Raw genomic sequence first — 26,227 nt, forward strand, 5'->3', positions numbered from 1 at the left:
GAAGTCAGGGCCGCCAAAAGGCGTGCCCTGACTCTTTTTTGCTGCTGACTGCGCCCGCCAAAGCGGGCGACAGGCATCAGATGTGACGCACTTCGATGATTTCGTATTCGATAACGCCGCTAGGCGTTTTCACAACAACGACATCACCCTCTTCCTTGGCAATCAAGGCGCGAGCAATGGGCGAACCCACTGAAATCTTGCCCTTCTTGATATCCGCCTCGTCCTCACCAACGATCTGGTAGACAACGCTTTCGTCGGTTTCGACGTTGGCGATTTCGACTGTCGTGCCGAAAATCACCTTGCCAGTGTGCGGAATAGTCGTAACGTCGATCACCACAGCGTTCTGCATGCGGCCTTCAATATCACGAATACGCGCCTCGACCATACCCTGCTGCTCGCGGGCAGCGTGGTATTCAGCGTTTTCCTTGAGGTCGCCCAGTTCGCGCGCAGTACCGATGTCCTGGCTCAACTTGGGACGGATCACCTTGGTCAGGTGAGTCAGCTCTTCTTCCAGGGCGCGAGCGCCCTGAACAGTCATTGGGTATTTGATCATGCCTTCAATCCTGCATGGAGATCCTGCAAGCGACGTACGGTCTTCTCGGGACCGAATTTGAGCGCTTCACAGATCGCTTCGCCTGCTGCAATGGTAGTGGTGCAGTAGATCTTGTGCTGCAAGGCGTTGCGACGGATGGAGTAGGAATCTGCGATCGACTGACGACCTTCGGTGGTGTTGATGATCAGGGTGACTTCGTCATTCTTGATCATGTCGACCACGTGTGGACGCCCTTCGGTCACCTTGTTCACGCGACGTACTTTCAGACCTGCCGCTTCGATCAGCTTGGCAGTACCTGCGGTAGCAACGATTTCGAAACCCAGATTGATCAGGTCACGGGCGACTGCTTCAACCAGAGGCTTGTCATCGTCACGCACACTGATGAAAGCAGTACCGCCAGTCGGCAGCACTTCGCTCGCGCCCATCTGAGCCTTGGCGAACGCTTCACCGAAAGTATCGCCCACGCCCATCACTTCGCCGGTCGATTTCATTTCCGGGCCGAGGATCGGGTCAACGCCAGGGAATTTGGCAAACGGGAACACTGCCTCCTTCACGCTGTAGAAGTTAGGGATAATTTCCTTGGTGAAGTTCAGCTCTTTCAGGGTTTTACCTGCCATCACGCGAGCCGCGATCATGGCCAGGGAAACACCGATGCACTTGGAAACGAACGGCACGGTACGCGATGCACGCGGGTTGACTTCAATGACGTAGATATCTTCGCCCTGAAGTGCCAGCTGTACGTTCATCAGGCCGACAACGCCCAGCTCCAGAGCCATTTTCTTGACCTGTTCGCGCATCTCGTCCTGGATGTGTGCAGGCAGCGAGTACGGCGGCAGCGAGCATGCGGAGTCACCGGAGTGAACGCCCGCCTGCTCGATGTGCTGCATGATCGCGCCAATCACCACGTCAGTCCCGTCGCAGACCGCATCGACGTCCATCTCGATGGCACAGTTCAGGAAGTGGTCCAGCAGCACCGGGCTGTCGTTGGACACCTGAACTGCTTCGCGCAGGTAACGCTTGAGTTCGTCTTCCTGATAAACGATTTCCATCGCGCGGCCGCCCAGTACATAGGAGGGACGCACCACCAGCGGATAACCGATCTTCGCCGCAGCACGAATGGCTTCGTCTTCGCTACGCACAGTGGCGTTTGGCGGCTGACGCAGGTTGAGGCGCTCGACCATTTGCTGGAAGCGCTCACGGTCTTCGGCACGGTCAATGGCGTCAGGGCTGGTGCCGATGATCGGCACACCGGCCGCTTCAAGGGCACGTGCCAGTTTCAGCGGCGTCTGGCCACCGTACTGGACGATCACACCTTTCGGCTTCTCGACCCGGACGATTTCCAGCACGTCTTCCAAGGTGACAGGCTCGAAGTACAGGCGGTCAGAGGTGTCGTAATCGGTGGAAACGGTTTCCGGGTTGCAGTTGACCATGATGGTCTCGTACCCGTCTTCACGCAGCGCCAGGGCCGCGTGTACACAGCAGTAGTCGAACTCGATACCCTGGCCGATACGGTTAGGGCCACCGCCGAGGATCATGATCTTGTCGCGCGCCGAAGGGTTGGCTTCGCACTCTTCTTCGTACGTCGAGTACAGGTACGCGGTGTCGGTTGCGAACTCGGCGGCGCAGGTGTCGACGCGCTTGTAGACCGGGAACACGTCCAGCTTGTGACGATGCGTACGCAGGTTCTTTTCGGTAACGCCGACCAGCTTGGCCAGGCGCGCATCGGAGAAGCCCTTGCGCTTGAGGCGGAACATCAGGTCACGATCGATTGCCGACAGGCCCAGCGTCTTGACCTTCTCTTCGTCCTTGACCAGATCTTCGATCTGCACCAGGAACCAGGGGTCAATCATGTTCATGGCGAAGATTTCTTCAACCGTCATGCCTGCGCGGAAGGCGTCGGCGACGTACCAGATACGCTCGGCACCCGGCACAGTCAGCTCGCGCTTGAGCGTGCTCATGCTTTCAGGGTGGCTCAGGTCCAGCTTCGGATCGAGACCGCAAACGCCGACTTCCAGGCCGCGCAAGGCTTTCTGCAGGGACTCCTGGAAAGTGCGGCCGATGGCCATGACTTCACCGACCGACTTCATCTGAGTGGTCAGACGCGCATCCGCCTTGGCGAACTTCTCGAAGGCAAAGCGCGGCAGCTTGGTGACGACGTAGTCGATCGACGGTTCGAACGAAGCCGGGGTCTTGCCGCCGGTGATTTCGTTCGACAGCTCGTCAAGGGTGTAACCCACTGCCAGCTTGGCGGCAACGCGTGCAATCGGGAAGCCGGTCGCCTTGGAGGCCAGCGCCGAGGAACGCGATACGCGCGGGTTCATCTCGATCACGACCATACGGCCGGTGTCCGGGCAGATGCCGAACTGAACGTTGGAACCACCGGTTTCAACGCCGATCTCGCGCAGCACTGCCAGCGAGGCATTACGCAGGATCTGGTATTCCTTGTCGGTCAGGGTCTGTGCCGGAGCAACGGTGATGGAGTCGCCGGTGTGCACGCCCATCGGGTCGAAGTTTTCAATCGAGCAGACGATGATGCAGTTGTCCTTTTTGTCGCGGACAACTTCCATTTCGTACTCTTTCCAGCCGATCAGCGATTCGTCGATCAGCAGCTCTTTGGTCGGCGACAGGTCCAGACCGCGAGCGCAGATTTCTTCGAACTCTTCACGGTTGTACGCGATACCGCCGCCCGTGCCGCCCATGGTGAACGATGGACGAATAATGCACGGGAAGCCGAGCTTTTCGAGAACCGCGTTGGCTTCTTCCATGCTGTGCGCGATACCGGAACGCGGGCACGCCAGGCCGATAGACTTCATGGCCTTGTCGAAACGCGAGCGGTCTTCAGCCTTGTCGATGGTATCGGCGTTGGCACCGATCATCTCCACGCCGAACTTCTCCAGAACGCCTTCGCGCTCCAGATCCAGTGCGCAGTTCAGAGCGGTCTGGCCGCCCATGGTCGGCAGCAGTGCGTCAGGACGCTCTTTTTCGATGATCTTGGCAACGGTCTGCCACTTGATCGGCTCGATGTAGGTCGCGTCGGCCATGGCCGGGTCGGTCATGATGGTGGCCGGGTTGGAGTTCACCAGGATGACGCGGTAACCCTCTTCGCGCAGTGCCTTGCAGGCCTGGGCGCCGGAGTAGTCGAATTCACAGGCCTGGCCGATCACGATAGGGCCGGCGCCGAGAATCAGGATGCTTTTAATATCTGTACGTTTTGGCATGGGTTGTCACTCAAATCCGCAGGTCAGTCGGCAAGCCGTCTTGAACATTTCTTTGAGGTGGCCTGGGCGGCAGCAACCGGACACTTGATCCGGGGCCGCCCAGGGCACCTGCGTATTACAGTCTCAAGGCAATCGGTCAGCGTCGCTTGGCCATGGCTTCGATAAAGCGATCAAACAGAGGCGCGACGTCATTCGGGCCCGGGCTCGCCTCAGGGTGACCCTGGAAGCTGAATGCGCTCTTGTCGGTCAGCTCGATACCCTGAAGGGTGCCGTCGAACAACGACTTGTGAATGGCGCGAACATTGCCCGGCAGCGTGGCCTCATCAACAGCAAAACCGTGGTTCTGGCTGGTGATCATGACCACACCGGTGTCCAGATCCTGAACAGGATGGTTTGCACCGTGGTGGCCATGGCCCATTTTCACGGTCTTGGCACCGGCAGCCAAGGCCAGAAGCTGGTGACCCAGGCAGATACCGAATACCGGCACTTCGGTTTGCAGCACTTCCCTGATCGCCTTGATGGCGTAGTCGCACGGCTCGGGGTCGCCAGGGCCGTTGGACAGGAAAACACCGTCGGGTTTGTAGGCAAGCACGTCGCTGGCAGGCGTTTGCGCAGGCACCACAGTCACCCGGCAACCGCGCTCGACCAGCATGCGCAGAATGTTGACCTTGACGCCGTAGTCGTAAGCGACCACATGATAGGGCAGCTCGGAAGCAGCGATTTCAGGGTGGCTGTCGGTCTTCAGGTTCCAGACACTGGAGCGCCACTCGTAGGTGTCCTTGGTACTGACCTCCTTTGCCAGGTCCATGCCCTTGAGGCCGGGGAACCCGCGAGCAGCAGCGATGGCTGCTTCTTCGGAAATGTCGTCGCCAGCCATGATGCAGCCGTTCTGGGCGCCTTTCTCACGCAGGATGCGGGTCAGGCGACGCGTATCGATGCCGGCGATGGCAACGACATTATTGGCTTTCAGGTAATCACCGAGGGACAGCTTGTTACGCCAGTTGCTGGCGACAAGCGGCAGGTCACGGATGACCAGGCCAGCGGACCATACACGATCGGACTCTGCGTCTTCAGGCGTGGTACCGGTATTGCCGATGTGCGGGTAAGTCAGGGTAACGATTTGCTGGGCGTAGGAAGGATCGGTAAGAATTTCCTGATAGCCTGTCATTGCGGTGTTGAACACCACCTCACCAACGGTCTGACCGTCGGCTCCAATGGCTTCGCCGCGAAAAATGCTGCCATCAGCAAGGGCGAGTATGGCTGGCTTAGTCAAGAAGACCTCCCGTAAATAAAACCTGAAAGGGCGATCGCAGGCTGCAAAAAAGCGGAATGACGTAGTTACGTCACCCCGCTTTCTTATGGAATCATCTGCGCGCTTTGCTTTTAGTGGACACACTAAAGCTTTAGCTTACAGAAAAGGCCCTTTTTGGTCTACCACCAATGAGCCTGAAGTGCGGGAAAATGCGACAGGGCCACGAATGGCCCTGTATGAAATCAATGCAGACCCAGTACATCCTGCATGTCGTAAAGCCCTGGCGCCTTGCCGTCGAGCCACATTGCAGCCCGCACGGCACCCTTGGCAAAGGTCATGCGACTGGATGCCTTGTGGGTGATCTCGACCCGCTCGCCGTCTGCTGCGAACAGCACGGTATGGTCGCCGACAACGTCACCGGCACGAATGGTCGCAAACCCGATGGTCTGACAATCACGCGCGCCGGTCTGGCCTTCACGGCCGTAGACAGCGACTTTTTCCAGGTCGCGACCCAGCGCACTGGCAACCACTTCACCCATGCGCAAGGCGGTGCCGGACGGCGCATCGACCTTGTGGCGGTGGTGCGCCTCGGTGATTTCGATATCGACCTCATCACCCAGAACACGCGCGGCGGTGTCCAGCAACTTCAAGCAAAGGTTTACACCAATGCTGAAGTTGGCAGCGAACACAATCGGGATGTCTTTACCCGCTTCGACCAGACGCTGCTTCTCTTCGGCACTGAAGCCAGTCGTGCCGATAATCATGGCCTTGCCGGCCTTACGGCAGAACGCCAGATTTTTCAGCGTTACCGAAGGGTGGGTGAAGTCGATCAACACGTCGAACTCATCCGCCACTTTTGCCAGGTCGCCCGACAACGGCACACCGATACGACCCAGCGCAGCCAGTTCGCCCGCATCCGCACCCACCAGCGTGCTGTCAGGACGATCGATAGCGGCGGTCAACCCGGCACCCGGTGCCTGCTGAACCGCCTCGATCAAAGTCTTGCCCATGCGCCCGGCGGCGCCCACTACAGCAATACGTCGCATGCCCTGCTCCCGTTGATAAGCCTTACAGATCGCCGAAGAAACGCTTCACACCCTCGAACCAGCCACTGGCCTTGGGAGAGTGGGACTCGTCGTTTTCAAGCGAAGTGCGGAACTCTTCAAGCAGCTCGCGCTGACGCTTGCTCAGGTTGACCGGGGTCTCGACTGCTACATGGCACATTAAGTCACCAGCACCGCCGCCACGTACCGGAGCGACACCCTTGCCACGCAAGCGGAACTGCTTGCCGGTCTGGGTACCTTCGGGGATTTTCAGTTTGACGCGACCATCAAGGGTCGGTACTTCAAGCTCGCCACCCAGCGCGGCATCGGTAAAGCTGATCGGCACTTCGCAGAACAGGTGCTTGCCGTCACGCTGGAAGATCGCGTGTTCGCGCACATTGATCACGACATACAGGTCGCCGGTCGGCCCGCCCTGAGTACCCGCTTCGCCTTCGCCAGACAGACGAATGCGGTCACCGGTATCGACACCTGGCGGCACCTTGACGGAAAGCGTCTTGGACTCTTCGACACGACCTTCGCCGTGGCACGAATCGCACGGGTCGGAAATAATCTTGCCGTGTCCATGGCAGCGTGGGCAGGTTTGCTGCACAGAGAAGAAACCCTGCTGCATGCGAACCTGACCGATACCACCGCAGGTAGGGCAGGTAACGGGCGACGAGCCTTTCTTGGCACCGCTGCCATCGCACGGCTTGCAGTTGACCAGTGTCGGAACGCGGATATTCACGTTAGTACCGCGAACCGCTTCTTCCAGATTCAGCTCCAGCGTATAGCGCAGATCGCTGCCGCGCTGGGCACCGCCGCGACCACCGCCGCCACCCCCACGGCCGCCGCCAAAGAAATCACTGAACACATCACCGAAGATGTCGGAGAAGTTGGCACCACCGGCACCACCACCAAAACCGCCGCCGCCACCCATGCTCGGGTCGACACCAGCATGGCCATACTGATCGTACGCAGCGCGCTTGCTGGCATCGGACAGCACTTCGTAGGCCTCGTTGGCCTCTTTGAACAGCTCTTCCGAGGCTTTGTCATCAGGGTTACGGTCGGGGTGATGCTTCATCGCCAGACGGCGATAAGCCTTTTTCAGGTCCGCCTCGCTGGAGCCTCGCTCCACTCCCAACACTTCGTAATAATCACGCTTTGCCATAGTTCTTCCGCACTCTTGAGGACGTTCGGCAAGACCCTCCTGAACCCTGCCAAACTCGTTGAGCCCCATACAGGCCCTGGACCCAACTCACGTCAATTCAACGATCCTGGTCTTCGTTCAACAACCAGATAGGTCTGGCCGAGAAAGCGGCAGAATGATTCGCTACGCAGGAGCGTAGCGATCTTGCCACATGGCTTGCGGAGCAAATCCGCACGCCGAAATTTTGCTTGTTCCAGACACGCCAACGCGGGAGCAAGCTCCCGCGCGGCGACATCCTACCAGTCAGCGCTCGAAAGAGGTCAACCGGCGTTCAAGTGAGCCTGCGCTTACTTGTGGTCTTTCACTTCTTCGAACTCGGCATCGACAACGTCATCAGCCTTGCCATTTTCTTCAGCAGGCTTGGCCGCTGCTTCAGGGTTTTCGGCCTGCTCGGCGTACATCTTCTGAGCGATTGGCGCGGAAACCTTCGACAGCTCTTCAACCTTGGCTTCGATAGCAGCCTTGTCATCGCCCTTGATAGCAGCTTCCAGAGCAACCAGTGCAGCCTCGACAGCCGTTTTCTCTTCAGCAGTGACCTTGTCACCCGCATCAGCGATCATTTTGCGAGTCGAGTGGACCAGCGCATCACCCTGGTTACGGGCAGAGGCCAGCTCTTCGAACTTGCGATCTTCTTCGGAGTTGACTTCAGCATCACGGACCATTTGCTGAATTTCTTCCTCGGACAGACCGGAGTTGGCCTTGATCACGATGGACTGCTGCTTGCCGGTCGCCTTGTCTTTCGCGCCAACATGCAGAATGCCGTTTGCGTCGATGTCGAAGGTTACTTCGATCTGTGGCACGCCACGTGGAGCAGGTGGAATCTCGGCCAGGTCGAACTTGCCCAAGGACTTGTTCTGACCGGCTTGCTTGCGCTCACCCTGCAGTACGTGGATGGTTACCGCGTTCTGGTTGTCATCGGCAGTCGAGAACACCTGGGATTTCTTGGTAGGAATCGTGGTGTTTTTCTCGATCAGCGCAGTCATCACGCCGCCCATGGTTTCGATACCCAGAGTCAGCGGGCTGACGTCGAGCAGCAGAACGTCTTTGACATCACCGGCCAATACAGCGCCCTGGATGGCAGCACCCATTGCAACGGCTTCGTCAGGGTTGACGTCTTTACGTGCTTCTTTACCGAAGAACTCGGTTACCAGCTTCTGCACCAGCGGCATACGGGTCTGACCACCGACCAGAATCACGTCGTTGATCTTGCTTCTGTCGATGCCAGCATCTTTAAGCGCCATTTCGCAAGGAGCGATGGTGCGCTGAACCAGGTCTTCAACCAGCGATTCCAGCTTGGAGCGCGAAATTTTCACGACCAGGTGCTTTGGACCGGTTGCATCTGCAGTGATGTACGGCAGGTTGACTTCGGTCTGCGTGCTGGAAGAAAGCTCGATCTTGGCTTTCTCGGCAGCTTCTTTCAGACGCTGCATGGCCAGCGGGTCACCCTTGAGGTTCATGCCGCTTTCTTTCTTGAATTCGTCGACGAAGTAGTCGATCAGACGAATGTCAAAGTCTTCACCGCCCAGGAACGTGTCGCCGTTGGTGGCCAACACTTCGAACTGGTGCTCGCCATCAACTTCGGCAATCTCGATGACCGAGACGTCGAACGTACCGCCACCCAGGTCATAAACGATGACAGTGTGATCGCCCTTGGCCTTGTCCATACCGTAAGCCAGAGCGGCCGCGGTTGGTTCGTTGATGATGCGCTTGACGTCCAGACCGGCAATACGGCCGGCGTCCTTGGTTGCCTGACGCTGACTGTCGTTGAAATAGGCCGGAACGGTGATGACCGCTTCGGTAACCGCTTCACCGAGGTAGTCTTCGGCAGTCTTTTTCATTTTCTTCAGGATTTCAGCGGAAATCTGAGGAGGTGCCATTTTCTGGCCATTCACTTCAACCCAGGCATCACCGTTGTCAGCCTTTACGATCTTGTAAGGAACCATCTGGATGTCTTTCTGAACGACATCCTCTTCGAACTTGCGACCAATCAGACGCTTTACCGCGTACAGCGTGTTGTGCGGATTGGTAACGGCCTGACGCTTGGCGGACTGACCGACCAGGATCTCACCGTCATTGGCATAAGCAATGATCGAAGGTGTAGTACGAGTACCTTCTGCGTTCTCGATAACCTTGACGTTACCGTTTTCCAGAATGGAGACGCAGGAGTTGGTAGTCCCCAGGTCGATACCGATAATTCTGTCCATCTTGACTCTCCCGAAACTTGCAAAACTTGGATTTGGTTGCCGCCAGTGCGTTTACACCGTGCGGTAGCTCTTAAACGCTTGACCTTTAAATGGGGGCCTTACAGCTGATTTCAAGCCTGCTCGTTGATTGACGGCGTTGCAGGCGACGGTGCCTTGCTGACCACGACCATGGCCGGGCGCAACAGGCGACCATTAAGCTGATAACCCTTCTGGAATACCTTGAGCACAGTATTAGGCTCGACGTCGGCACTTTCCTGCATGGCCATCGCCTGGTGCTGGTCGGCACTGAACGGTTGACCATATGGATCAATGGCTTCCAGCTGATAACGCTTGAGGGTGTCCTGAAACATCTTCAAGGTCAGCTCGATGCCTTCACGCATCGGGCGAATGCTTTCATCGTCCGGATTGGACAGATCAAGGCCTCGCTCCAGACTGTCGATGATCGGCAACAGATCACCGGCAAATTTTTCCAGCGCAAACTTGTGCGCCTTTTCAACATCCTGCTCGGCACGGCGGCGGACATTCTGCAGATCCGCAGCCACGCGAAGGGATTGGTCCTGCGCAGCAGCCAGTTGCTCTTCGAGCACCTGCACACGGGTTGTCAGTTCTTCACCCGCGCCCGCCTCGGCAGCCTGATCCTGAGCCTGCGCATCCAGATTCTGTTCGTCAGCCATACATGTTCTCCTCTAAAAACGTCCGCGATCCCGATTCGCGCTTCTGTCCACCTATATGGGATCGGAATTTCCGGCTTCAAGGGTTTCATGCAATCGAGATACGCATTCCCTGACAAATAATGCGGATTCCGGACGGGCGAAAAATTGCGGATCGACACAAGAGCGACTAAAAACCACTGCAAACCGATCAAATCGAGCTAAGCGAAGGCATTGTCAGCAACAAATAAAACACTGTATAAATAACCAGACAAACAGCCCGGGAGCCGCTCAATGCTGGTGCACCTTTCCGTACACAACTACGCCATTGTCGAACACCTTGACCTCGAACTGGATCGAGGCATGAGCGTCATCACCGGCGAAACCGGCGCTGGCAAGTCGATCATGCTCGATGCCCTGGGCCTGACCCTGGGCGACCGTGCCGACAGCGGCGTGGTCCGGCCGGGTGCCGACAAGGCCGATATCCTGGCCACATTCGACCTGGGCGACATTCCCGAGGCACAGACCTGGCTCAAAGAGCGCGACCTGGACAACGATGGCCCCTGCATCCTGCGCCGGGTCATTACCGCCGAAGGTCGGTCACGCTCCTACATCAATGGCTCGCCCTGCCCCCAGGGAGATTTGAAGGCACTGGGTGAACTGCTCATTGATATCCACAGCCAGCATGAGCATCAGTCGCTGCTCAAGACCGATACCCACCGACGTCTGCTGGACGAATACGCTGGCGCTACCGACCTGGCCCGTCAGGTCCATCTCGCCGCACAGCGCTGGCGGCAGACGCGACAAGAGCTGGAGCGCCTCTCCAATTCAGGGGACGAGCAGCGCGCACGCCATCAACTGCTCAGCTATCAGCTCGAAGAGCTGGAAAGCCTGAGCCTGGGCGAAAACGAGCTTGAGCAGCTCGAGCAGGAACACAAAGACCTGACTAACGCCGAAAGCCTGCTGAGCATTTGCCGACAAGTGGTCGAGCAGTGCAGCGAAAGCGATTCCGGCAACGTGCTCAATGCCCTGACTGCCAGCCTGCATCGGCTGGGCAGCGTCGACCATTCGCCGTCCGCCCTTAGCGAGGCCACTGGTTTGCTGTCCAGCGCGCAGATACAGGTTGAAGAAGCGGTAGGCGAACTGAACCGTTTTCTGGATCACTTCGACGCCGACCCGGCCAGACTGCAACAGCTTGAAGAGCGTCTTGATGCTATCTATACACTGGCGCGCAAGCACCGCATCCAGCCAGGTGAAGTGGCCACGCTGCAACAAAAGCTGCTGGATGAAATAGAAACACTGAATGCCAATGATGAATCCATCGAACGCCTGGAGCACGAAGTGCAGGCATTTGCCCGGCACTATCAGGAGAAGGCCCGCGAACTGAGCGACCTGCGCCGCAATTCGGCAACGACACTGGCCAGCGCTGTAGAGCAGGAAATTCATCGACTGGGCATGCCGGGCGGTCGTTTCCAGATCGACCTTAAAGCCAATGCCAGCGTAGAACCGTCGCCTCATGGGCTTGAGCAGGTAGAGCTACTGGTCAGCGCCAACCCCGGCCAACCACTGAAAGCGCTGGCGAAAGTCGCGTCGGGTGGCGAGCTGTCGCGCATCAGCCTTGCGATTCAGGTCATTACTGCACAAACCTCGCGGGTGCCGACGCTGGTATTCGACGAAGTCGATGTGGGCATTGGCGGGCCGACCGCCGAGATCGTGGGGCAATTGCTGCGTCGTCTGGGCGAGCGCGGGCAAGTCATGACCGTCACCCACCTGCCGCAGGTTGCCGCGCAGGGCCATCAGCATCTGTTTGTGCACAAGGTCCGCGACAACGACGCCACGCGTACGGCGGTTTCCAAACTCAGCAAGACCGAGCGCATAGAAGAAGTGGCCCGAATGCTGGGGGGCATCGACCTGACCAAGGAATCTCTGGCGCACGCCAAAAAGATGGTCGTTACCGCTAAAAGCTGAACCGCAGAAAGCACAAAGGCGACCCGGGGTCGCCTTTGGTGCTGGTTTTTACGCCGTCTGGCTTACGCCTTCTTGTTGCGGACGTAGAGCACCAGATTGTGGTCCACCAGATCAAAGCCGTGTCTTTCGACAATAGCCTTTTGAAGCTTCTCGATTTCTTCGTCGAAGAACTCGATCACCTCACCTGACTCCACATTGACCATGTGGTCGTGATGGCCGCCATCAGCCAGCTCAAACACAGCATGACCGCCGTCGAAATTGTGGCGCACCACTAATCCAGCGGCTTCAAACTGGGTCAGAACACGGTAAACCGTGGCCAGGCCGACGTCCTCGCTTGCCTCCATAAGCGCCTTGTAGACATCCTCGGCACTCATGTGGCGCTGCTCGGCAGAATCGAGCATTTGGAGTATTTTAACCCTGGGTAGGGTTACCTTTAGTCCTGCTTTACGTAGTTCGCTATTTTCAACCATGGTCAGCTTTCTCGCAGACGCTGCTTCGCAGCTTCTCTTAATGCAGGTATGATCGGGGTTTACGTTGTCCCAGCCAAGATAGTGGAAGTCGCCCACCGATGCAAAACACCAAGCTCTTGCTAACCAGTTTCACCTTCGTGGGACTGCTCGCACTCGCCGGTTGTTCATTCCCCGGGGTTTACAAAATCGACATCCAGCAGGGTAATGTCGTCACGCAGGACATGATAGACCAGTTACGCCCCGGAATGACCCGACGGCAAGTACGGTTTATCATGGGCAACCCCCTGTTGACCGACACTTTCCACTCCGATCGGTGGGATTACCTGTACAGCCTGCAGCCAGGTGGCGGTGAACGCCAGCAGGAGCGTGTCAGCCTTATATTCAACGGCAATGACCAGCTTGTGAGCCTGTCTGGCGACTTCATGCCCGGTGTCAGCCGTGATGAAGCCATTCTCGGCAAAGGCAGCGATACCACTGTCCCGGCAGAGAATCAGCCGGTGCAGAAGCCTGAAGAGCCGGCCAAGCCAGGTTCGTTGCTGGACAAGATCCAGAAAGACGTGGACAGCGTCGAGACCGTACCTGTCCCGACCCAAGAGCCTCTGGACACCAACTCTCGTTAGTCCGCAGCGCTCAACAAAAAGCCCGGCATGCCGGGCTTTTTTGTGCCTTTCGTTCAGTCAGCGTTCAGCCGGGAAGCGTCCGTTTCTCCCGTGCCCTGGCGGCACGCAGACGCCTGATCTCCATGGGATCGGCCAATAGCGGACGATAGATCTCTATTCGCTCACCCGCCTCCAGCACCCGCGTGGAAGGATCAGCCACCACCTTGCCGAAGATGCCTACGGCACACTGCGCCAGATCCAGCTCGGGAAACTCCCTGTCCATGCCACTGAGAGCCAGCGCCTGACGCACCGAGGAGCCCGCCGGAACATCCAGCGTCATTAACACCTGACGCTGCACAGAGGCGTACACCACCTCAATCTGAATCACTGCCTCAGCCATGCAGCTCTTTCGCTCGCTGACAGAACGCATCCACCAGCGTATTGGCCGCCTGATTGAACAGTGGCCCGAGGGTGGCGCGAACGATAGAGCCGGCATAATCGAATGACAGATCCAGACTGATCTTGCAGGCCTTCTCGCCCAGCGGCTTGAATGTCCAGACGCCATGAAACTGCTCGAATGGCCCCTCAACCAGGTCCATCACGATCGACTCGCCTGGGGTAAGCGTGTTGCGCGTCATGAACTTCTGGCTCAGACCGCCCTTGGCAATTTCCAGGCTGGCGCGCATCTGCGCTTCGCTGGACTCGAGCACGGTAGCGGAAGAGCACCACGGCAGAAACTCGGGATAACGAGCCACATCATTGACCAGGTCATAAAGGAACCCGGCCGGGTACGGCAGTAAAGCAGAGCGTTGTATATGCGTAGTCATGTGAGCGTCATTTCCAGAGCTGAGCGGCAAACACCACAAGAATGCCGAGCGGCGCCACGTAGCGCATCAAAAAGAACGTCAGGTTGAAGAGCAACGGACTGCGAATCGACAATTCGTCACGCACCGTCTCACGGCTCATCGCCCAACCAGCGAATACCACAAAACACAACCCACCCAGCGGCAACATGATCCGCGAAGTGAAGAAATCAATGACCCCAAAGAAGTCCAGGCCAGTCGATGCGCCCCACTGGTAGAGGTGGAATACACCTCCATCGTTCACGAAAAACTTGGCTTTTTGCCAGATATTGAACGAGAACACCGTTCCCAGCCCCACAAACCAACAGGTAAATGCCAGCCAGAACGTCACCCAGGCGCGGCGAATACGGGTGCGCTCAACCAGATAGGCAACCATGGGTTCAAGCAGCGAAATCGCCGAGCTCCAGGCCGCTACAGCCACCAGTACGAAGAACACGACCCCCATCAACTGCCCGAATGCCACGTTGCCGAACGCGTATGGCAACGTTACAAACATCAGGCCCGGACCTTCGCTCGGGTTCAGGCCAGCAGCAAAAACGATAGGGAACAGCGCAAGGCCCGCCAGCAGCGAAACAAAGGTGTCGAGCAACGCGATGCCGACGACCGTGGTGCTGATGGATGCGCCCTTGGTCATGTAAGCGCCGTAGACCATGATCGAGCCGACACCGACGCTCAGGGAAAAGAACGCATGCCCCATCGCGGGCAGCAAGCCGTCCAACACCTTGTCGGGATTGAAGTCGAACATGAAATGCACGCCTTCCATGAAATGCCCGGTGGTCAGGCTATAGCCCAACAGCGCCAGCATCAGCAGGAACAGCATCGGCATCATGATGCGCAGGCTCTTCTCCAGACCGGCCTCGACACCCTTGCCGATCACCACCGCCGAAAGCAGCATGAAAATGGTGTGCCACAGAATCAGACGCCAAGGGTCTGCAATCACCGCGCCGAAATAGGCACCGACCTGATCCGGCGAAACACCCTGAAAATCGCCGCGCCCCATGTCGATGATGTAATCCAGCGACCAGCCGCCCACCACACTATAAAAGGAGAGAATCAGCAGGGCCGTGATCATTCCGGCAAAAGCCCCCCATGACCACCGCGCCGAATGCCCCGCTTCCAGCGCCAGCGTCTTGAGCGCATTCGCAGGACTGAGTCGGGAACGACGGCCAATCAGCGTCTCGGCGATCATCACCGGAATGCCGATCAGCGCGATGCACGCCAGAAACACCAGTACAAATGCACCGCCGCCATAGGCGCCGACCATGTACGGAAACTTCCATATGCTGCCCAGCCCCACGGCAGAACCTGTGGCAGCCAGGATGAACACCCAGCGGCTTGCCCAGCTACCGTGGACTGAAACCTTGTCCGTCGACATTATCGAAACGCCCAGCCAAAAAAGATCGCGCATTGTCCGGGATTCAACCTTTGTGCTCAAGCACGCGCTTTCCCATAGCCGACATTGATGCAACTCCCTATAATGCGCCCCCTATGGCTAAGCTCAAGAAAAACCCTACAGGGACCATCGCGCAAAATAAAAAGGCGCGTCACGATTACTTCATCGAACACAAGTTCGAGGCCGGTCTGGTCCTGGCTGGCTGGGAAGTAAAAAGCCTGCGTGCCACCAAGGTACAGCTGGTCGACAGTTACGTGCTGCTCAAGGATGGCGAGGCCTGGCTGATGGGTTGCCACATCACGCCTCTCAAGACTGCCAGCACGCACGTCATCGCTGACCCGACACGCACCCGAAAACTGCTGCTGAACAAGCGCGAGCTCGAAAAGCTCACCAGCTCGGTTCAACAGAAAGGCTATGCCTGCGTGGCCCTTTCCGTTTACTGGAAGGAGCACTTGATCAAGTGCGAAATCGCGCTGGGTAAAGGTAAAAAGGAATACGACAAACGCCACACCGAGCGCGAACGCGACTCGGACCGTGAGCTGCAGCGTGCCGTGCGCTCCAAGGGCAAGGACGACTAACTTCCTGCCTGTGCCAAATGCCTTTAAGGGGCATTTGGCAGTGCGCACTTTCAATCCATCTGCCCCTTATCCCAGCCCGCACAATCACAACCCCAACGCGAAGATCGCCCCACTTTGGTGCCTTAACCGCTCAATGTGGCTTTTTCGCATCCGTCTGAAAATAAAATAGAACGCCTGCGTTACAGCACAGTCAATCCTTTAGGCCCAACTGTTAAACGGGCTTTTCAAACCCTCGGGCGACGGCCTCAACGACCGGCCATACCGAGTCCACAGGTTATAAGGAGAGACACATGATGCGTACCGCCCTCACTGGATTGTTCCTCAGCGCCGCCCTGTTGGCTTCGCCGGTTTTTGCCGCCGATGATTTGTGCGCTGCAAACATCAAGACGATCGAAAATGCACAGGCTTCTTCCGGCACCAACCTGAGCCCGGAAAACAAGACAATGCTAGAAAACACTGAGAAAGAAGCCAAAGCGGCCCAAGCTGACAAAAATGAGAAAAAATGCATCGAAATCACTCAAAAGGTGATCACCTCGCTGAAAAACACCGGCTCAGGCAGCGAAGGCACCAAGTAACCCCTTCGATCAGGCCCGCCACCCGGTTAGCCTGATCGATTGCAGCAAACGGGTCGACGTGACATGCCAATCGGCGTACACTGCGCCCCAGCGACTGCGAAAGCAGTCTCGGGGCCGATTTGGATTCGACGCCGGTGATGAAACTTTAGGTGCATGCCGAGTTGGTAACAGAACTCGTAAATCCACTGTTGCAACTTTCTATAGTTGCCAATGACGAAAACTACGGTGCTCAACTAGCTGCGTAAGCAGCCTAGCCGCACTTCTGGTAGCTTCGGCTCCAGCAATCATCAGGGGATGTCTGTAAACCCAAAATGATTGTCATATAGAACAGAATCGCCGTGCAGTACGCTGTGGACGAATCGGCTAAAACTTACACAGCTCGCCCAAAGCACCCTGCCCGTCGGGTCGCTGAGGGTTAACTTAATAGACACGGCTACGCATGTAGTACCGACAGCGGAGTACTGGCGGACGGGGGTTCAAATCCCCCCGGCTCCACCACTATCCTTACACAGCGCCCCATTCGTGGGGCGTTGTGCTATCTGGAGCTAGCGTTTTCGGCTAGTGCGCCACTGAGGTGTGACATTCAGGTGAGGCATTTCCGGTGCCTACCATGCAGCGCAACCCTTCTTACCTGACCCTGAACCGCCACAGAACCTTCTACTTCCGTATCGTTATCCCTCAGCACCTGCGCTTTCTCGTTAGCGGACGACGTGAAATCAGGCGAACTCTCAAAACAGATAGCCTAAGGTGGGCTCGCCGACGTGCGCGGCAGTATGCTGCTCGTTACCAGGCAGCCTTTGACAGAGTGACGAGAGTGATCGAACGGGACGAGTTGGGCCTTTCAGAGGATGACTACACCGAGCTCCTGGATCTAATGCCGGACTTTTCCAGTCCGACAAGCGCTACCACGGCGCTTGAACCGATCCTTTCGGACGAAGAGATCGAGGCCAGACAAAGACGTCGAGAAGTCGAACGTTTGTTGACGGGCGCTTATGGCCGACCAATCCCAAGCGAGCAAGAATCGCTGGCGCTGGAGTTGCTGGAACTCTCTCGCTCGTACATGCCAACCGAGCTACGGGCGATTCTGCCAAGGCTTCGGGATGAGGTGGTGCTACGCAAGCTAAATCCAGGCAAACGAGCAGAGACAGCCTTAGAAGTGCCTAAGGTGCTGCCCAACCATGATCCTGCTATGGCTGACTGGACTCTCTACCATGTATGGCAACACCAGCTTGAGCGCGACCGGGCCGATATTTCCTCAAAAGGTGGCCAAGCTCATCATGGGGGTACGCTGGAAGAGAGGGAGCGACGCGCCCGCGTAATGACCGTTCTTACGCAGCATAAACCTGTGGTCCAACTGACTAAACAGGACTGGCAAGCAGCATATGACGCGGCACGCAGGACAAAGAGCGGGGCTACAGCAGCTATAGGGCCAACGCCCACCCCGATCAGTGAAATCCTGACGCATGACCTCAAGGAAATGACAGGTCACGAACGCGTAGCTGCATTAATCGCATCGATGAAGCAGATCCAGAACTACGCTAAGCACATAGATCTAACATCGATTCGAGTGGATGAATTAATCATAAAACCAGTGTCGAAAAGGGTGAATGACAGCAACCGTGGGGGCGTGCCTTTTTCACCAGCAGATGTCGAAGCTATTTTTTCTGGCTTTATCTACCAAGGTACACTGCCCAAAGAACGAACTAAAGCGTATCCATATTGGTTCTGGATGCCGCTGGTAGGCTACTTCACAGGCGCCCGCACCAACGAGATAGCGCAGCTCGACACCGCCGATATCAAGGTGATTGATGGGCATCCTTGCTTCGACTTCTGCGCTGATGATGCTAAAGCTCCAGAAGCAAAGCGGCTAAAGACAGGTGAGGCCCGGCAGGTGCCAATTCATCCCCGCCTGATCGAGTTAGGCTTCCTTGACTACGTGGGTAGCCAGCGCCAAGCAGATCAAAAAAAGCTATTCGGGGACGGCCTCACATACCTTCTTCCACGAAGCGGCGATACAGACCATAACAAGGAGGGATGGGCCAAGAGCGCAGGTAAATTTTTCAATGAGAAACCTAAAGGTTATCTAGTGAGTATTGGCGTCCATAAACCTTTCGATGGGAAAAGCCTCTACTCATTTCGGCATACACTTGAAACAAATCTATGCAACGCCAAGCGCGATGATAAAAACATAGACCAATCAATTATCGATGCAATAATTGGACATACCCCCGATACTATTGGCGCAAAGCACTATGACGGGGGAGCTACAGTTGCGCATAAGTTATCAGCGTTACAGCTACTACCAATACCGACAGCAATCCGGAAGCTCGACAATTATCAGAATGTTTTCGTTAAACGCTTTTCAAACATTCTGACTAAAAGCATCACTGCTCATCGTCGAAAGCACCCCCGCCTTGCTGAGCTCTAGACAACGAAGAGACGTGGACCGACCTCTATTACAGACGAGCATTATGGAGAAGTGAAATGGATGACAACGCCGCTCTTGTAGAGGATGCTCAGTCGGCAATAATGAAGATCGAGTCTCTGCTAACGTCGATTACAAACAATGATGCTATTTCGACCAACAAAGCTGTTCGCGGAAAACTCCGAGAGTTGGTTGCGGAGTGCCGAGCACAAAAAATCACAAAAGAAACCAAAGCTGAAAATCCTGATCTTTTAGCGTTCACAATTAATACAGAAGCTGTTTTACAGCATTTGAACCAGGACATGAGAGACGATTGGTTTGTGGATGCGATCCAGCATCGCGACTTATTTCACAACAAACCAGCATTATATGAAACGTTAAGAACACTACTCTCAACGGATAACGGACGATATCTGGGGTGCGAAAGGAAAATCTACGATATACCAAAAAAAGGACTTGGCATTCGATATTCTCTTGAAACAGATTTCTATGACCGTTTCATATACCAAGCGATTTGTTCCTATTTAATGCCATACTTCGACCCCTTACTCTCCCACAGGGTTTTAGGCCACCGCTATAATAAAAACAGAACATCTGAAAAATACATATTTAAAAACAGGATCGACCTTTGGAAAACATTTGAAGGCGTTACAAAAACAGCATTGAAAAACAACCAGAGCCTGTTAGTCACCGACTTACTAAATTACTTTGAAAACATATCGATAGCATCGATAAAAAATGCTTTCGAGAACCTACTTCAAAAAGTTGATGCAACCGGCCCAGAAAAATCGCTAATACGAAATGCGATACAGACCCTTTGTGAACTATTAGCCAGATGGAGCTATAACGATTTACACGGACTCCCTCAAAACAGGGACGCTTCATCCTTTGTCGCGAACATCGTGCTTAACTCTGTAGACCAGACTATGGTTAACCTAGGGCATGACTATTACCGCTACGTCGATGACATCAGAATAATCTGCGCATCACCTCGCGCAGCAAAAAAAGTTTTGACCGAACTAATCAGTCAACTTCGAACTGTCGGGATGAACATTAACTCCGGCAAAACAATAATACTTACAAGCAGTAACTCTGAAGCTGAAATCGCAGAACACTTCCCAACATCAGATGACCGCACCTTAACCATTGATAGCATGTGGCGCTCTAGAAGCCGCAGAGTAATCGCACGTTCCGCAAAATACATCTATCAACTGCTAAAGGAATGTGTAGATCAGAAACAGACCCAGTCTAGACAGTTTCGATTTGCAGTTAATAGACTCATACAACTCGCCGAATCTAACTTGTTCGATATTCACACTGCCATAGCGAACGACCTCAAGATTCTACTCATCGAAACGCTTGAGGAACACGCTGCATCAACTGATCAGTACTGTCGAATACTTGGAGTACTGGCGTTAGACGAGCAAGACCTGGATCAGATCGCTCAACACCTAAGCGATTACGAAAAATCCATTCATTCCTGGCAAAACTTTCATCTATGGCTTCTGCTTGCGAAAAGACGTTATAAAACCGACAAGATCATATCACTTGCGCTAGATAGAATAGAGCTAGATGTTCTCCAGCCTGAGATTCCAGCGTTATTTATATACCTTAGGTGCGTAGATGAGAGCGCGAAATTAGTTCCAACGATTACTAGATTCAAATCTAATTGGCCGTATTATCATCAGCGCAATTTTTTGCTAGCAACTAGCGATCTAGATAAAGAAGTTCTCAAACCACTTATTCCAGAGCTCTCAATAAAGATTAAGGGAACAGCCGACCGCGCTAGATCACACTACAACAACGGTTTTCCTCTCGCCGACAGGGAGCCGCGAAGCCCATTAGACTTACATGAAGAAATCAGCCCCTATGACTGAAACAAAGAAAGTTCTTATATTTATTCGAGACTATGCCGATCTAGGAGAAGATAAGCTTTTTCTTTGGGGGGATAACACGCTTACGAGCGTGACTGCTCAGCAATTAGTCGGTGAGGCCGCAGAAATAATCTGCCACGACTACTGGCTTATAGCTCCTAGAATATTCTCTTCCACTCAGCAACTTCCGATAACCGTGACTGACATTGAGGAGCTTAGAATTTCTTCGTCCGGAGTTAAGCGAGATCGTGAATCGCGGGAAAAAACAGATATTTCTGGTGCTCTTCAAAACTTCGCTGACAGCGATACTGTTAAACATTACATTGACATATTTAACAAAAAAGCCCCAATTGACGAGAACGTATTACGAACGATCGGGGAAGCTATGCTTAATCAGTCATCGAAATTGGAAGCAGATGCTAAGGAAAACAACGAATGGGAGCGATTCACTAAAATCGAACGCCCTGTAGCAGAATACTTGATTAGCTCCGCAGCTGCGGGAATCGCCATCGATTCAGCGAGACTAAGAGTTCATAAAGAAAACATCGAATTCGATTACTACATGGCATTAAAAAAGTTTTCAGCAGAATACAACCTACCCCTGGAGCTCCCATCGAATGATGATATCGTCCATCGGCTCGAACCACTGGGGTACGATTTTTCAGGTGTAGATGTTGATTACGTACTGAATTTTGTACCGATGAATGACAACTTTGCAATTGACCTACTGAACCTGCGAAAAATTGCAAAATCTAGAAATGTGCTTAATGCCATTCCTCTAAGCCAAAAGCGAATATTTCCAACAGTCGACTGTTTTGGCTCAATTACGTCGAGGATATATTTCAAGGACCCGTCGCTACAGAACCTAGCAAAACACCATAGAAACATCCTCATTCCAGATGATGGTAAAGTTTTTTCATATGTAGATTATGAGCAGTATGAAGCTGGAATCATGGCTGCTTTATCAAATGACGAAACTCTACTAACGCTGTATGCAGATGGCGATCTATATAAGCAAGTGGCGTCCGGTATCTTTCAGGACGAAGAGCGGAGAAAAGAAGCCAAACGACTCTTTCTCTCCTACGCCTACGGCATGAAAAATCGACATCTAATAGATGCAGCGTTTGGTTATGGCGCTGACCGCCGCTTGACTAAAGACTTTTTCAAAAGATTCGAGACATTCGAAAAATGGAAAATTTCCGTGCACGCATTATTTGAGACGGACCAGCGAATCGGTACGGCTTTAGGAAACCATCTCAGACGAGACGGGGCAGGCCCCCTGACTGAAAAAGAAAAACGATCCGCTGTCAGTCAATTAGTCCAAGGAACAGCGTCGCTGATTTTTAAAAAATCCTTGATTAAACTTCGTCAAGAGCCCGGCGTAAGCTTAAAAGTTCCTATGCATGATGCAATACTCTTCGAACACTCACATGATTTTGACCCCCGATTGGTAGCTGATGTATTCGCCCGCACTATGACTGAACACTTTGAGGGCAAGATTACCGGCAAAGCTTCGCTTAGCCCTTTCAGATAGCCTTGACCGCACTAATTCAACCAGTCGTGAGCTTATCGTTACTGGCAATCTTCTAGCGTAGCGACCTAAATAAGTCATGCGCTGAAGAAGGTAGGCGGTCAATTTGGCCAGGCTCAAGTATCCGGACACTGGTTTTTGTTTCAGTCCCTTCAATTACCCCATAGAAAATATAATAATGCCCCCGCTCAAATGTTTTCCATTGACGCTTTTCAAAGATGGCTGGGGCGCAGTGGCCGCTTAAGCTATGATCCGATGATGGGAAATTGAAAAAAACCCGATGAGTACCGACCTTAATTGTGATCGGCTGCCCAAATAGGAGAAAGCTTTTACCTATGTATCTGGAGGGATTCTTTTGGATACGTTCGATGGGGACAATAAGGTCACGCAGTTTGATAGCATCCTCGCCTTCAAACTGCACTGAAATTTCCAGAGATTTCTGAGCAAGATAAACTAGTCGCTTTACAGTCCGAAACTCACCAGCATTCAGCAAAGTCCCGTTTTCGTTGTACACAAGCTCAAAGCCGCTTCCACCTCGGGCGGAACCTCTCTGTACAACACTTTTGCTTTTCGAAGACTTTTCGATTTCGTCCTCATCCTCTGGCAACTCATCGTCATCTAGGCTTTTCCATCCTGCGAAGGTTACTAAGTTGACCGCTTTTCTCTCCTTACCGGCACCATCGTCGCCGCCACCTGCGGCACTCTTCCTATGTGGGCAAGGAACGTCGTCGTAACCCGGCATATGAAAGAAGAATGCATCAACGTTGTCTTTCCGCTTGGCTAGCAGCCTAGGCATTCTGCTGCACATGACTCCGCAGTCAGGGCAATACACAGCCCCATGATGCTCAGCATCGACATAGAGCTCTGGGGGGATACGTAGAGCGCCACTCAGAACGTGAGGGTCGATTTTCGGCGGCTGGATTTCTAGCGGAAAATAGGCAACGTGCGGGATTGATATCTGCGACATACATTCCTTCGTGGGACGCCAACAATTCACGAATCCTATACGGGTTTCACCGCGAACGGTAGCGCTGTGCCATTACCTGCTTCGTAGGGCATCGCTCGAATTTATTCAGCACATCGCAGCATCATTAAACGACCGTTTTTCGATACCAGCAAAACTCCCCCATGATCAGTATCATAAAAATAGCCTTGCTTTTGATACCAACCGAAGTATGATACCAGAATGTTAAACGATACCAGGTAACCAAGATGAGCCGCCCGTTCGCATACTGCCGCGTAAGTACCACCGATCAAACCACACTGAATCATGTTCATGAGATCAATGCGGCAGGCTTTGCCATCGAGCCTCACCGCATCGTCACCGAAACCATCAGCGGATCTGTCGCCGCCTCTGAGCGACCAGGGTTCGGCCAACTGCTTCAGAAAATGGAGAATGGAGATGTTTTGGTGGTGAGCAAGCTGGACCGACTTGGTCGTAACGCAATGGACGTCCGTCTCACCATCGAACGTCTTGAGAAGTCAGGGATTCGAGTACATTGCTTAGCACTGGGAGGCGTCGACCTCACCTCTCCGGCAGGCAAGATGACTATGCAGGTGCTAGGAGCAGTAGCGGAGTTTGAGCGCGACCTATTGATCGAACGTACCCAAGCAGGCCTCCAGCGCGCAAAGGCCGAGGGCAAGAAGCTAGGGCGTCCAGAGGCAGCCCAAACTACCTCGGCCGTCCAGGAGCTGAAAGCGCAGATGTTCACCCAATCGCAAGTGGCAGCCAAAACCGGCTTAGGCATCGCGACTGTTAAACGCCACTGGAATAAAACATAATAAACGCTTGTACACAAAATTAAGATCACGTCAAGTTTTATCTATAGACGCGAGACATGCTAAGGCGGTAGATTACTGCCTGGCTGCTTCCACTAGCCCATTAACCAAAACCATCAAACAGCGAGAACACGTCATGAACCGATGTACCCACAAACTCACCCGGAATAAAGCAAATGCCAATCAGCCTAGAAAGCCAAGCACGTGATTTTTTAGCTAACCCACTTAACTCGTACAGCAGCCTCTCCACATATCTGAATCAAGTATCGCCCCGCCCTGATGGTCATTTCTGGACCAAGGACTTTGCGTATCACCTCTGCCGGTCCAACGGCATCGCTTCAAAGAGACGGTGCAGGAGCCAGCCAGCCGCAGGCATCACCCGTCGTCGTAGCATCAGACAGTCGATATTGGATGCGACATTAAAATCGCTCAGCGCCAGCAGCCGCTCCCTTTGTGACCTTGCCCCTTTTCAACCGGGTGAAATCGCTCGTCTTTCAGGTTTTCAGCGAGTCACCGTACTAAGCAACTGGCATCGTCTCGAGAATGAACTCCTTGCATGCGCAGGTTTGCCGCTACGACCAAGCACCCTCCCCACAATTGAGGAGGATTGAGCAATGGCGGGCAAAAAAAAGACTCCCGACCAAGCCGTTCAAGCCGTCGTTCTCAGAGAGGCGGGATATTCATTGCCCGCCATCGCTGCCCAGCTAGAAATCAGCGTGAGCACAACTCAGAGGCTTTTGAAGAGACATCCCGCAGTTGTTGGTGCAACGACTCAAGCACTGATTGCCAAGGCGCGGGAAGAACTCATCAACTCAGTGTTTGGCTTGGAGAGCGTACAGCTCGTGGCAGCTTCACTAGCAGCAGGTGAGCTATCAGCATTGGATTTGATCCGCTTGAGACTCACAGAGGCCATAGAGTCGCTGGATACTTCCACTGCCAACGCGCCGCTAGCTTGTCGAGCGCTTGCCGCATGCGCCACCACTCTTCGGTTAACTCAGGAAGTCGGAAGAAAAGCCCTTCCGCTTGAGAAGCTCGGGCAAGCACTAGAGACGGACGAACTACCAGAGCTGATCATTCATGTGATGACGGAGCAGGACGTTCTGGACATGCGGGCGGAACAACGCAGGTATGACGCCGAGATGAATGGCGAGCTCAATGATGATGAGATCCAAAATGAGATCTGGCGGCAACACAAGCTCGGGCTATTGAATAAACCTGAACTCGACGACGACATCATCGAAGAGAGCTGATCGTAAGTTGACCTGACTGTGACCGGGCAGTTGTCAAACCCTTAGATCAACGTGTAAGAGCCGAACCCCTTGGCGACAATGAGGGGACCTCAAAAATGAAAATCTGACCCTGTTGACGGGCAAAGAGAGAGCGCCATGACCGCCCATCAAAAAAGTCCATTTAAGGAAGGCGAAGTTAATGACATCCTGAAACGACTGACAGGAAGCTTCGCTCAACGTAATGCGGAAGCCGTTTTACAGCAGGCGGGGTTCGCGGGGCTTCTTCAAGACAACGAGTTTGAGCAAGACGAAGCGAACCAAGACTTTTCGGACCTTGATGAACTGCTAGCACAGCATTCTGTAAATCTGACTGCCAAGTCTCGTACGGCGGCTCATAGCTCGCCTGAATCGTTACTGGCTATAGAAACGGGGTTGTTCGCGGGCGAGCCCTCATACGTGCTACAGCGCGACCCCGGTGGCGAAAAGGAGGCTAGGGTATGAAGGCAGACAAACAGGCCACGGTTTCCGTCACATCGCAAGTACGACGCTGAACGAGAACGGTTTTGAGGAAAATCACGTAGAAGCTCAGCTTTCACACGTCAAAGATGGAGTTGCCGGTGTTTACAACAAGGCGATTTATCTCAAGCAACGGACGTCAATGATGCAATGGTACGCCGATTACCTCGATGAGCTTGAGCATGGAAATGTTGTGCACGGCCACTTTGGAAAGGCCGTATGAGACTCCTTTTTCATACCCCCTCCAAAAGAGGTGTTACTCGTGTTACGGGTGTAACGAAAACTTATAACCCATTGAAT

General features: G+C 54.3%; 22 protein-coding genes, 1 other RNA gene and 1 pseudogene. 12 read left to right on the forward strand and 12 right to left on the reverse strand.

The features are described 5' to 3' along the window. Positions 1-76 precede the first annotated feature (76 nt). The 7 genes from greA to grpE form a co-directional block, all read right to left on the reverse strand. Complete coding sequence (gene greA / locus FFH21_RS22405) at positions 77-553, reverse strand: transcription elongation factor GreA (RefSeq protein WP_002555134.1); 477 nt, start codon at positions 551-553, stop codon at positions 77-79. Continuing rightward, positions 550-3,771, reverse strand: coding sequence for a carbamoyl-phosphate synthase large subunit (gene carB, locus FFH21_RS22410; RefSeq protein WP_011169452.1), 3,222 nt, complete (start codon positions 3,769-3,771; stop codon positions 550-552). Before carB ends, greA begins: the two co-directional genes overlap by 4 nt. A gap of 136 nt (positions 3,772-3,907) precedes the next feature. Further along, complete coding sequence (gene carA / locus FFH21_RS22415; RefSeq protein ID WP_011169453.1) at positions 3,908-5,044, reverse strand: glutamine-hydrolyzing carbamoyl-phosphate synthase small subunit; 1,137 nt, start codon at positions 5,042-5,044, stop codon at positions 3,908-3,910. Between the two features lie 221 nt (positions 5,045-5,265). After that, complete coding sequence (dapB, locus tag FFH21_RS22420; RefSeq protein ID WP_011169454.1) at positions 5,266-6,069, reverse strand: 4-hydroxy-tetrahydrodipicolinate reductase; 804 nt, start codon at positions 6,067-6,069, stop codon at positions 5,266-5,268. A gap of 22 nt (positions 6,070-6,091) precedes the next feature. Next, the gene (dnaJ, locus tag FFH21_RS22425; protein ID WP_011169455.1) at positions 6,092-7,234 is read right to left on the reverse strand and encodes a molecular chaperone DnaJ; all 1,143 of its coding nucleotides are present in this window, start codon (positions 7,232-7,234) and stop codon (positions 6,092-6,094) included. Positions 7,235-7,560: 326 nt separating this feature from the next. After that, the gene (gene dnaK, locus FFH21_RS22430) at positions 7,561-9,477 is read right to left on the reverse strand and encodes a molecular chaperone DnaK (RefSeq protein ID WP_011169456.1); all 1,917 of its coding nucleotides are present in this window, start codon (positions 9,475-9,477) and stop codon (positions 7,561-7,563) included. Between the two features lie 110 nt (positions 9,478-9,587). Beyond that, a complete protein-coding gene (grpE, locus tag FFH21_RS22435) occupies positions 9,588-10,151 on the reverse strand; it encodes a nucleotide exchange factor GrpE (RefSeq protein ID WP_011169457.1) in 564 nt (187 codons plus the stop codon). A gap of 270 nt (positions 10,152-10,421) precedes the next feature. Between grpE and recN the strand changes: the two genes are divergently transcribed. Beyond that, entirely contained in the window at positions 10,422-12,095 is a 1,674-nt protein-coding gene (recN, locus tag FFH21_RS22440; protein ID WP_004666216.1) for a DNA repair protein RecN, read from the forward strand. Between the two features lie 62 nt (positions 12,096-12,157). Here recN and fur read toward each other — a convergent pair whose 3' ends face one another. Then, complete coding sequence (gene fur / locus FFH21_RS22445) at positions 12,158-12,565, reverse strand: ferric iron uptake transcriptional regulator (protein ID WP_002555142.1); 408 nt, start codon at positions 12,563-12,565, stop codon at positions 12,158-12,160. A gap of 98 nt (positions 12,566-12,663) precedes the next feature. On the opposite strand from fur, the gene FFH21_RS22450 reads away from it, so the two are divergent. Beyond that, positions 12,664-13,185: an outer membrane protein assembly factor BamE gene (locus FFH21_RS22450; RefSeq protein ID WP_002555143.1), complete on the forward strand. Its 522-nt coding sequence runs from the start codon at positions 12,664-12,666 to the stop codon at positions 13,183-13,185. A gap of 64 nt (positions 13,186-13,249) precedes the next feature. Here FFH21_RS22450 and FFH21_RS22455 read toward each other — a convergent pair whose 3' ends face one another. The 3 genes from FFH21_RS22455 to FFH21_RS22465 are packed head-to-tail and all read right to left on the reverse strand — an operon-like array spanning position 13,250 to position 15,402. Next, positions 13,250-13,564, reverse strand: a complete 315-nt coding sequence (locus tag FFH21_RS22455; protein ID WP_002555144.1) for an RnfH family protein — start codon at positions 13,562-13,564, stop codon at positions 13,250-13,252. Next, positions 13,557-13,991, reverse strand: a complete 435-nt coding sequence (locus FFH21_RS22460) for a type II toxin-antitoxin system RatA family toxin (RefSeq protein ID WP_004656689.1) — start codon at positions 13,989-13,991, stop codon at positions 13,557-13,559. Before FFH21_RS22460 ends, FFH21_RS22455 begins: the two co-directional genes overlap by 8 nt. A gap of 7 nt (positions 13,992-13,998) precedes the next feature. Next, the gene (locus FFH21_RS22465; protein WP_011169459.1) at positions 13,999-15,402 is read right to left on the reverse strand and encodes a sodium-dependent transporter; all 1,404 of its coding nucleotides are present in this window, start codon (positions 15,400-15,402) and stop codon (positions 13,999-14,001) included. Between the two features lie 113 nt (positions 15,403-15,515). Here FFH21_RS22465 and smpB point away from each other — a divergent pair, with 113 nt between their 5' ends. The 6 genes from smpB to FFH21_RS22495 all read left to right on the forward strand — a co-directional run bounded on the left by smpB (position 15,516) and on the right by FFH21_RS22495 (position 22,406). Next, positions 15,516-15,998, forward strand: coding sequence for an SsrA-binding protein SmpB (smpB, locus tag FFH21_RS22470; protein ID WP_002555146.1), 483 nt, complete (start codon positions 15,516-15,518; stop codon positions 15,996-15,998). 290 nt (positions 15,999-16,288) lie between these two features. Further along, entirely contained in the window at positions 16,289-16,573 is a 285-nt protein-coding gene (locus FFH21_RS22475) for a hypothetical protein (RefSeq protein ID WP_004656696.1), read from the forward strand. A gap of 110 nt (positions 16,574-16,683) precedes the next feature. Further along, positions 16,684-17,071, forward strand: a transfer-messenger RNA (tmRNA) gene (gene ssrA / locus FFH21_RS22480). A 112-nt stretch (positions 17,072-17,183) separates the two neighbouring features. Then, positions 17,184-19,001, forward strand: coding sequence for a site-specific integrase (locus FFH21_RS22485; protein WP_011169460.1), 1,818 nt, complete (start codon positions 17,184-17,186; stop codon positions 18,999-19,001). A 56-nt stretch (positions 19,002-19,057) separates the two neighbouring features. After that, on the forward strand, positions 19,058-20,875 hold the full coding sequence (locus tag FFH21_RS22490) for an RNA-directed DNA polymerase (protein WP_011169461.1): 1,818 nt from the start codon (positions 19,058-19,060) through the stop codon (positions 20,873-20,875). Continuing rightward, positions 20,868-22,406 (forward strand): DNA polymerase, encoded by a 1,539-nt coding sequence (locus FFH21_RS22495; protein WP_054073222.1) that lies wholly within the window; start codon positions 20,868-20,870, stop codon positions 22,404-22,406. Before FFH21_RS22490 ends, FFH21_RS22495 begins: the two co-directional genes overlap by 8 nt. Positions 22,407-22,458: 52 nt before the next feature. Here the strand turns inward: FFH21_RS22495 and FFH21_RS22500 are convergent, their stop codons facing one another. Further along, the gene (locus tag FFH21_RS22500; RefSeq protein WP_230383633.1) at positions 22,459-23,370 is read right to left on the reverse strand and encodes a hypothetical protein; all 912 of its coding nucleotides are present in this window, start codon (positions 23,368-23,370) and stop codon (positions 22,459-22,461) included. 245 nt (positions 23,371-23,615) lie between these two features. On the opposite strand from FFH21_RS22500, the gene FFH21_RS22505 reads away from it, so the two are divergent. From FFH21_RS22505 to FFH21_RS22525, 4 genes and pseudogenes are all read left to right on the forward strand, one after another. Further along, the gene (locus tag FFH21_RS22505) at positions 23,616-24,185 is read left to right on the forward strand and encodes a recombinase family protein (RefSeq protein WP_011169464.1); all 570 of its coding nucleotides are present in this window, start codon (positions 23,616-23,618) and stop codon (positions 24,183-24,185) included. A gap of 611 nt (positions 24,186-24,796) precedes the next feature. Next, a complete protein-coding gene (locus FFH21_RS22515; protein WP_050772277.1) occupies positions 24,797-25,432 on the forward strand; it encodes a helix-turn-helix domain-containing protein in 636 nt (211 codons plus the stop codon). Positions 25,433-25,567: 135 nt separating this feature from the next. Beyond that, the gene (locus tag FFH21_RS22520; RefSeq protein ID WP_041924629.1) at positions 25,568-25,912 is read left to right on the forward strand and encodes a hypothetical protein; all 345 of its coding nucleotides are present in this window, start codon (positions 25,568-25,570) and stop codon (positions 25,910-25,912) included. Beyond that, positions 25,887-26,150, forward strand: a pseudogene (locus FFH21_RS22525) (tyrosine-type recombinase/integrase); the annotation flags it as partial. The gene FFH21_RS22520 and the pseudogene FFH21_RS22525, both read left to right, overlap by 26 nt. Positions 26,151-26,227: the final 77 nt, after the last annotated feature.

The sequence above is a fragment of the Pseudomonas sp. KBS0707 genome (assembly GCF_005937945.2).
GTDB lineage: Bacteria > Pseudomonadota > Gammaproteobacteria > Pseudomonadales > Pseudomonadaceae > Aquipseudomonas > Aquipseudomonas amygdali.

Coding starts and splice junctions, on each gene's coding strand:
- greA (WP_002555134.1), bottom strand. CDS start 553: ATGATCAAATACCCAATGACTGTTCAGGGCGCTCGCGCCCTGGAAGAA.
- carB (WP_011169452.1), bottom strand. CDS start 3,771: ATGCCAAAACGTACAGATATTAAAAGCATCCTGATTCTCGGCGCCGGC.
- dapB (WP_011169454.1), bottom strand. CDS start 6,069: ATGCGACGTATTGCTGTAGTGGGCGCCGCCGGGCGCATGGGCAAGACT.
- dnaJ (WP_011169455.1), bottom strand. CDS start 7,234: ATGGCAAAGCGTGATTATTACGAAGTGTTGGGAGTGGAGCGAGGCTCC.
- dnaK (WP_011169456.1), bottom strand. CDS start 9,477: ATGGACAGAATTATCGGTATCGACCTGGGGACTACCAACTCCTGCGTC.
- grpE (WP_011169457.1), bottom strand. CDS start 10,151: ATGGCTGACGAACAGAATCTGGATGCGCAGGCTCAGGATCAGGCTGCC.
- recN (WP_004666216.1), top strand. CDS start 10,422: ATGCTGGTGCACCTTTCCGTACACAACTACGCCATTGTCGAACACCTT.
- fur (WP_002555142.1), bottom strand. CDS start 12,565: ATGGTTGAAAATAGCGAACTACGTAAAGCAGGACTAAAGGTAACCCTA.
- FFH21_RS22450 (WP_002555143.1), top strand. CDS start 12,664: ATGCAAAACACCAAGCTCTTGCTAACCAGTTTCACCTTCGTGGGACTG.
- FFH21_RS22455 (WP_002555144.1), bottom strand. CDS start 13,564: ATGGCTGAGGCAGTGATTCAGATTGAGGTGGTGTACGCCTCTGTGCAG.
- FFH21_RS22460 (WP_004656689.1), bottom strand. CDS start 13,991: ATGACTACGCATATACAACGCTCTGCTTTACTGCCGTACCCGGCCGGG.
- FFH21_RS22465 (WP_011169459.1), bottom strand. CDS start 15,402: ATGTCGACGGACAAGGTTTCAGTCCACGGTAGCTGGGCAAGCCGCTGG.
- smpB (WP_002555146.1), top strand. CDS start 15,516: ATGGCTAAGCTCAAGAAAAACCCTACAGGGACCATCGCGCAAAATAAA.
- FFH21_RS22475 (WP_004656696.1), top strand. CDS start 16,289: ATGATGCGTACCGCCCTCACTGGATTGTTCCTCAGCGCCGCCCTGTTG.
- FFH21_RS22485 (WP_011169460.1), top strand. CDS start 17,184: ATGCAGCGCAACCCTTCTTACCTGACCCTGAACCGCCACAGAACCTTC.
- FFH21_RS22490 (WP_011169461.1), top strand. CDS start 19,058: ATGGATGACAACGCCGCTCTTGTAGAGGATGCTCAGTCGGCAATAATG.
- FFH21_RS22495 (WP_054073222.1), top strand. CDS start 20,868: ATGACTGAAACAAAGAAAGTTCTTATATTTATTCGAGACTATGCCGAT.
- FFH21_RS22500 (WP_230383633.1), bottom strand. CDS start 23,370: ATGTCGCAGATATCAATCCCGCACGTTGCCTATTTTCCGCTAGAAATC.
- FFH21_RS22505 (WP_011169464.1), top strand. CDS start 23,616: ATGAGCCGCCCGTTCGCATACTGCCGCGTAAGTACCACCGATCAAACC.
- FFH21_RS22515 (WP_050772277.1), top strand. CDS start 24,797: ATGGCGGGCAAAAAAAAGACTCCCGACCAAGCCGTTCAAGCCGTCGTT.
- FFH21_RS22520 (WP_041924629.1), top strand. CDS start 25,568: ATGACCGCCCATCAAAAAAGTCCATTTAAGGAAGGCGAAGTTAATGAC.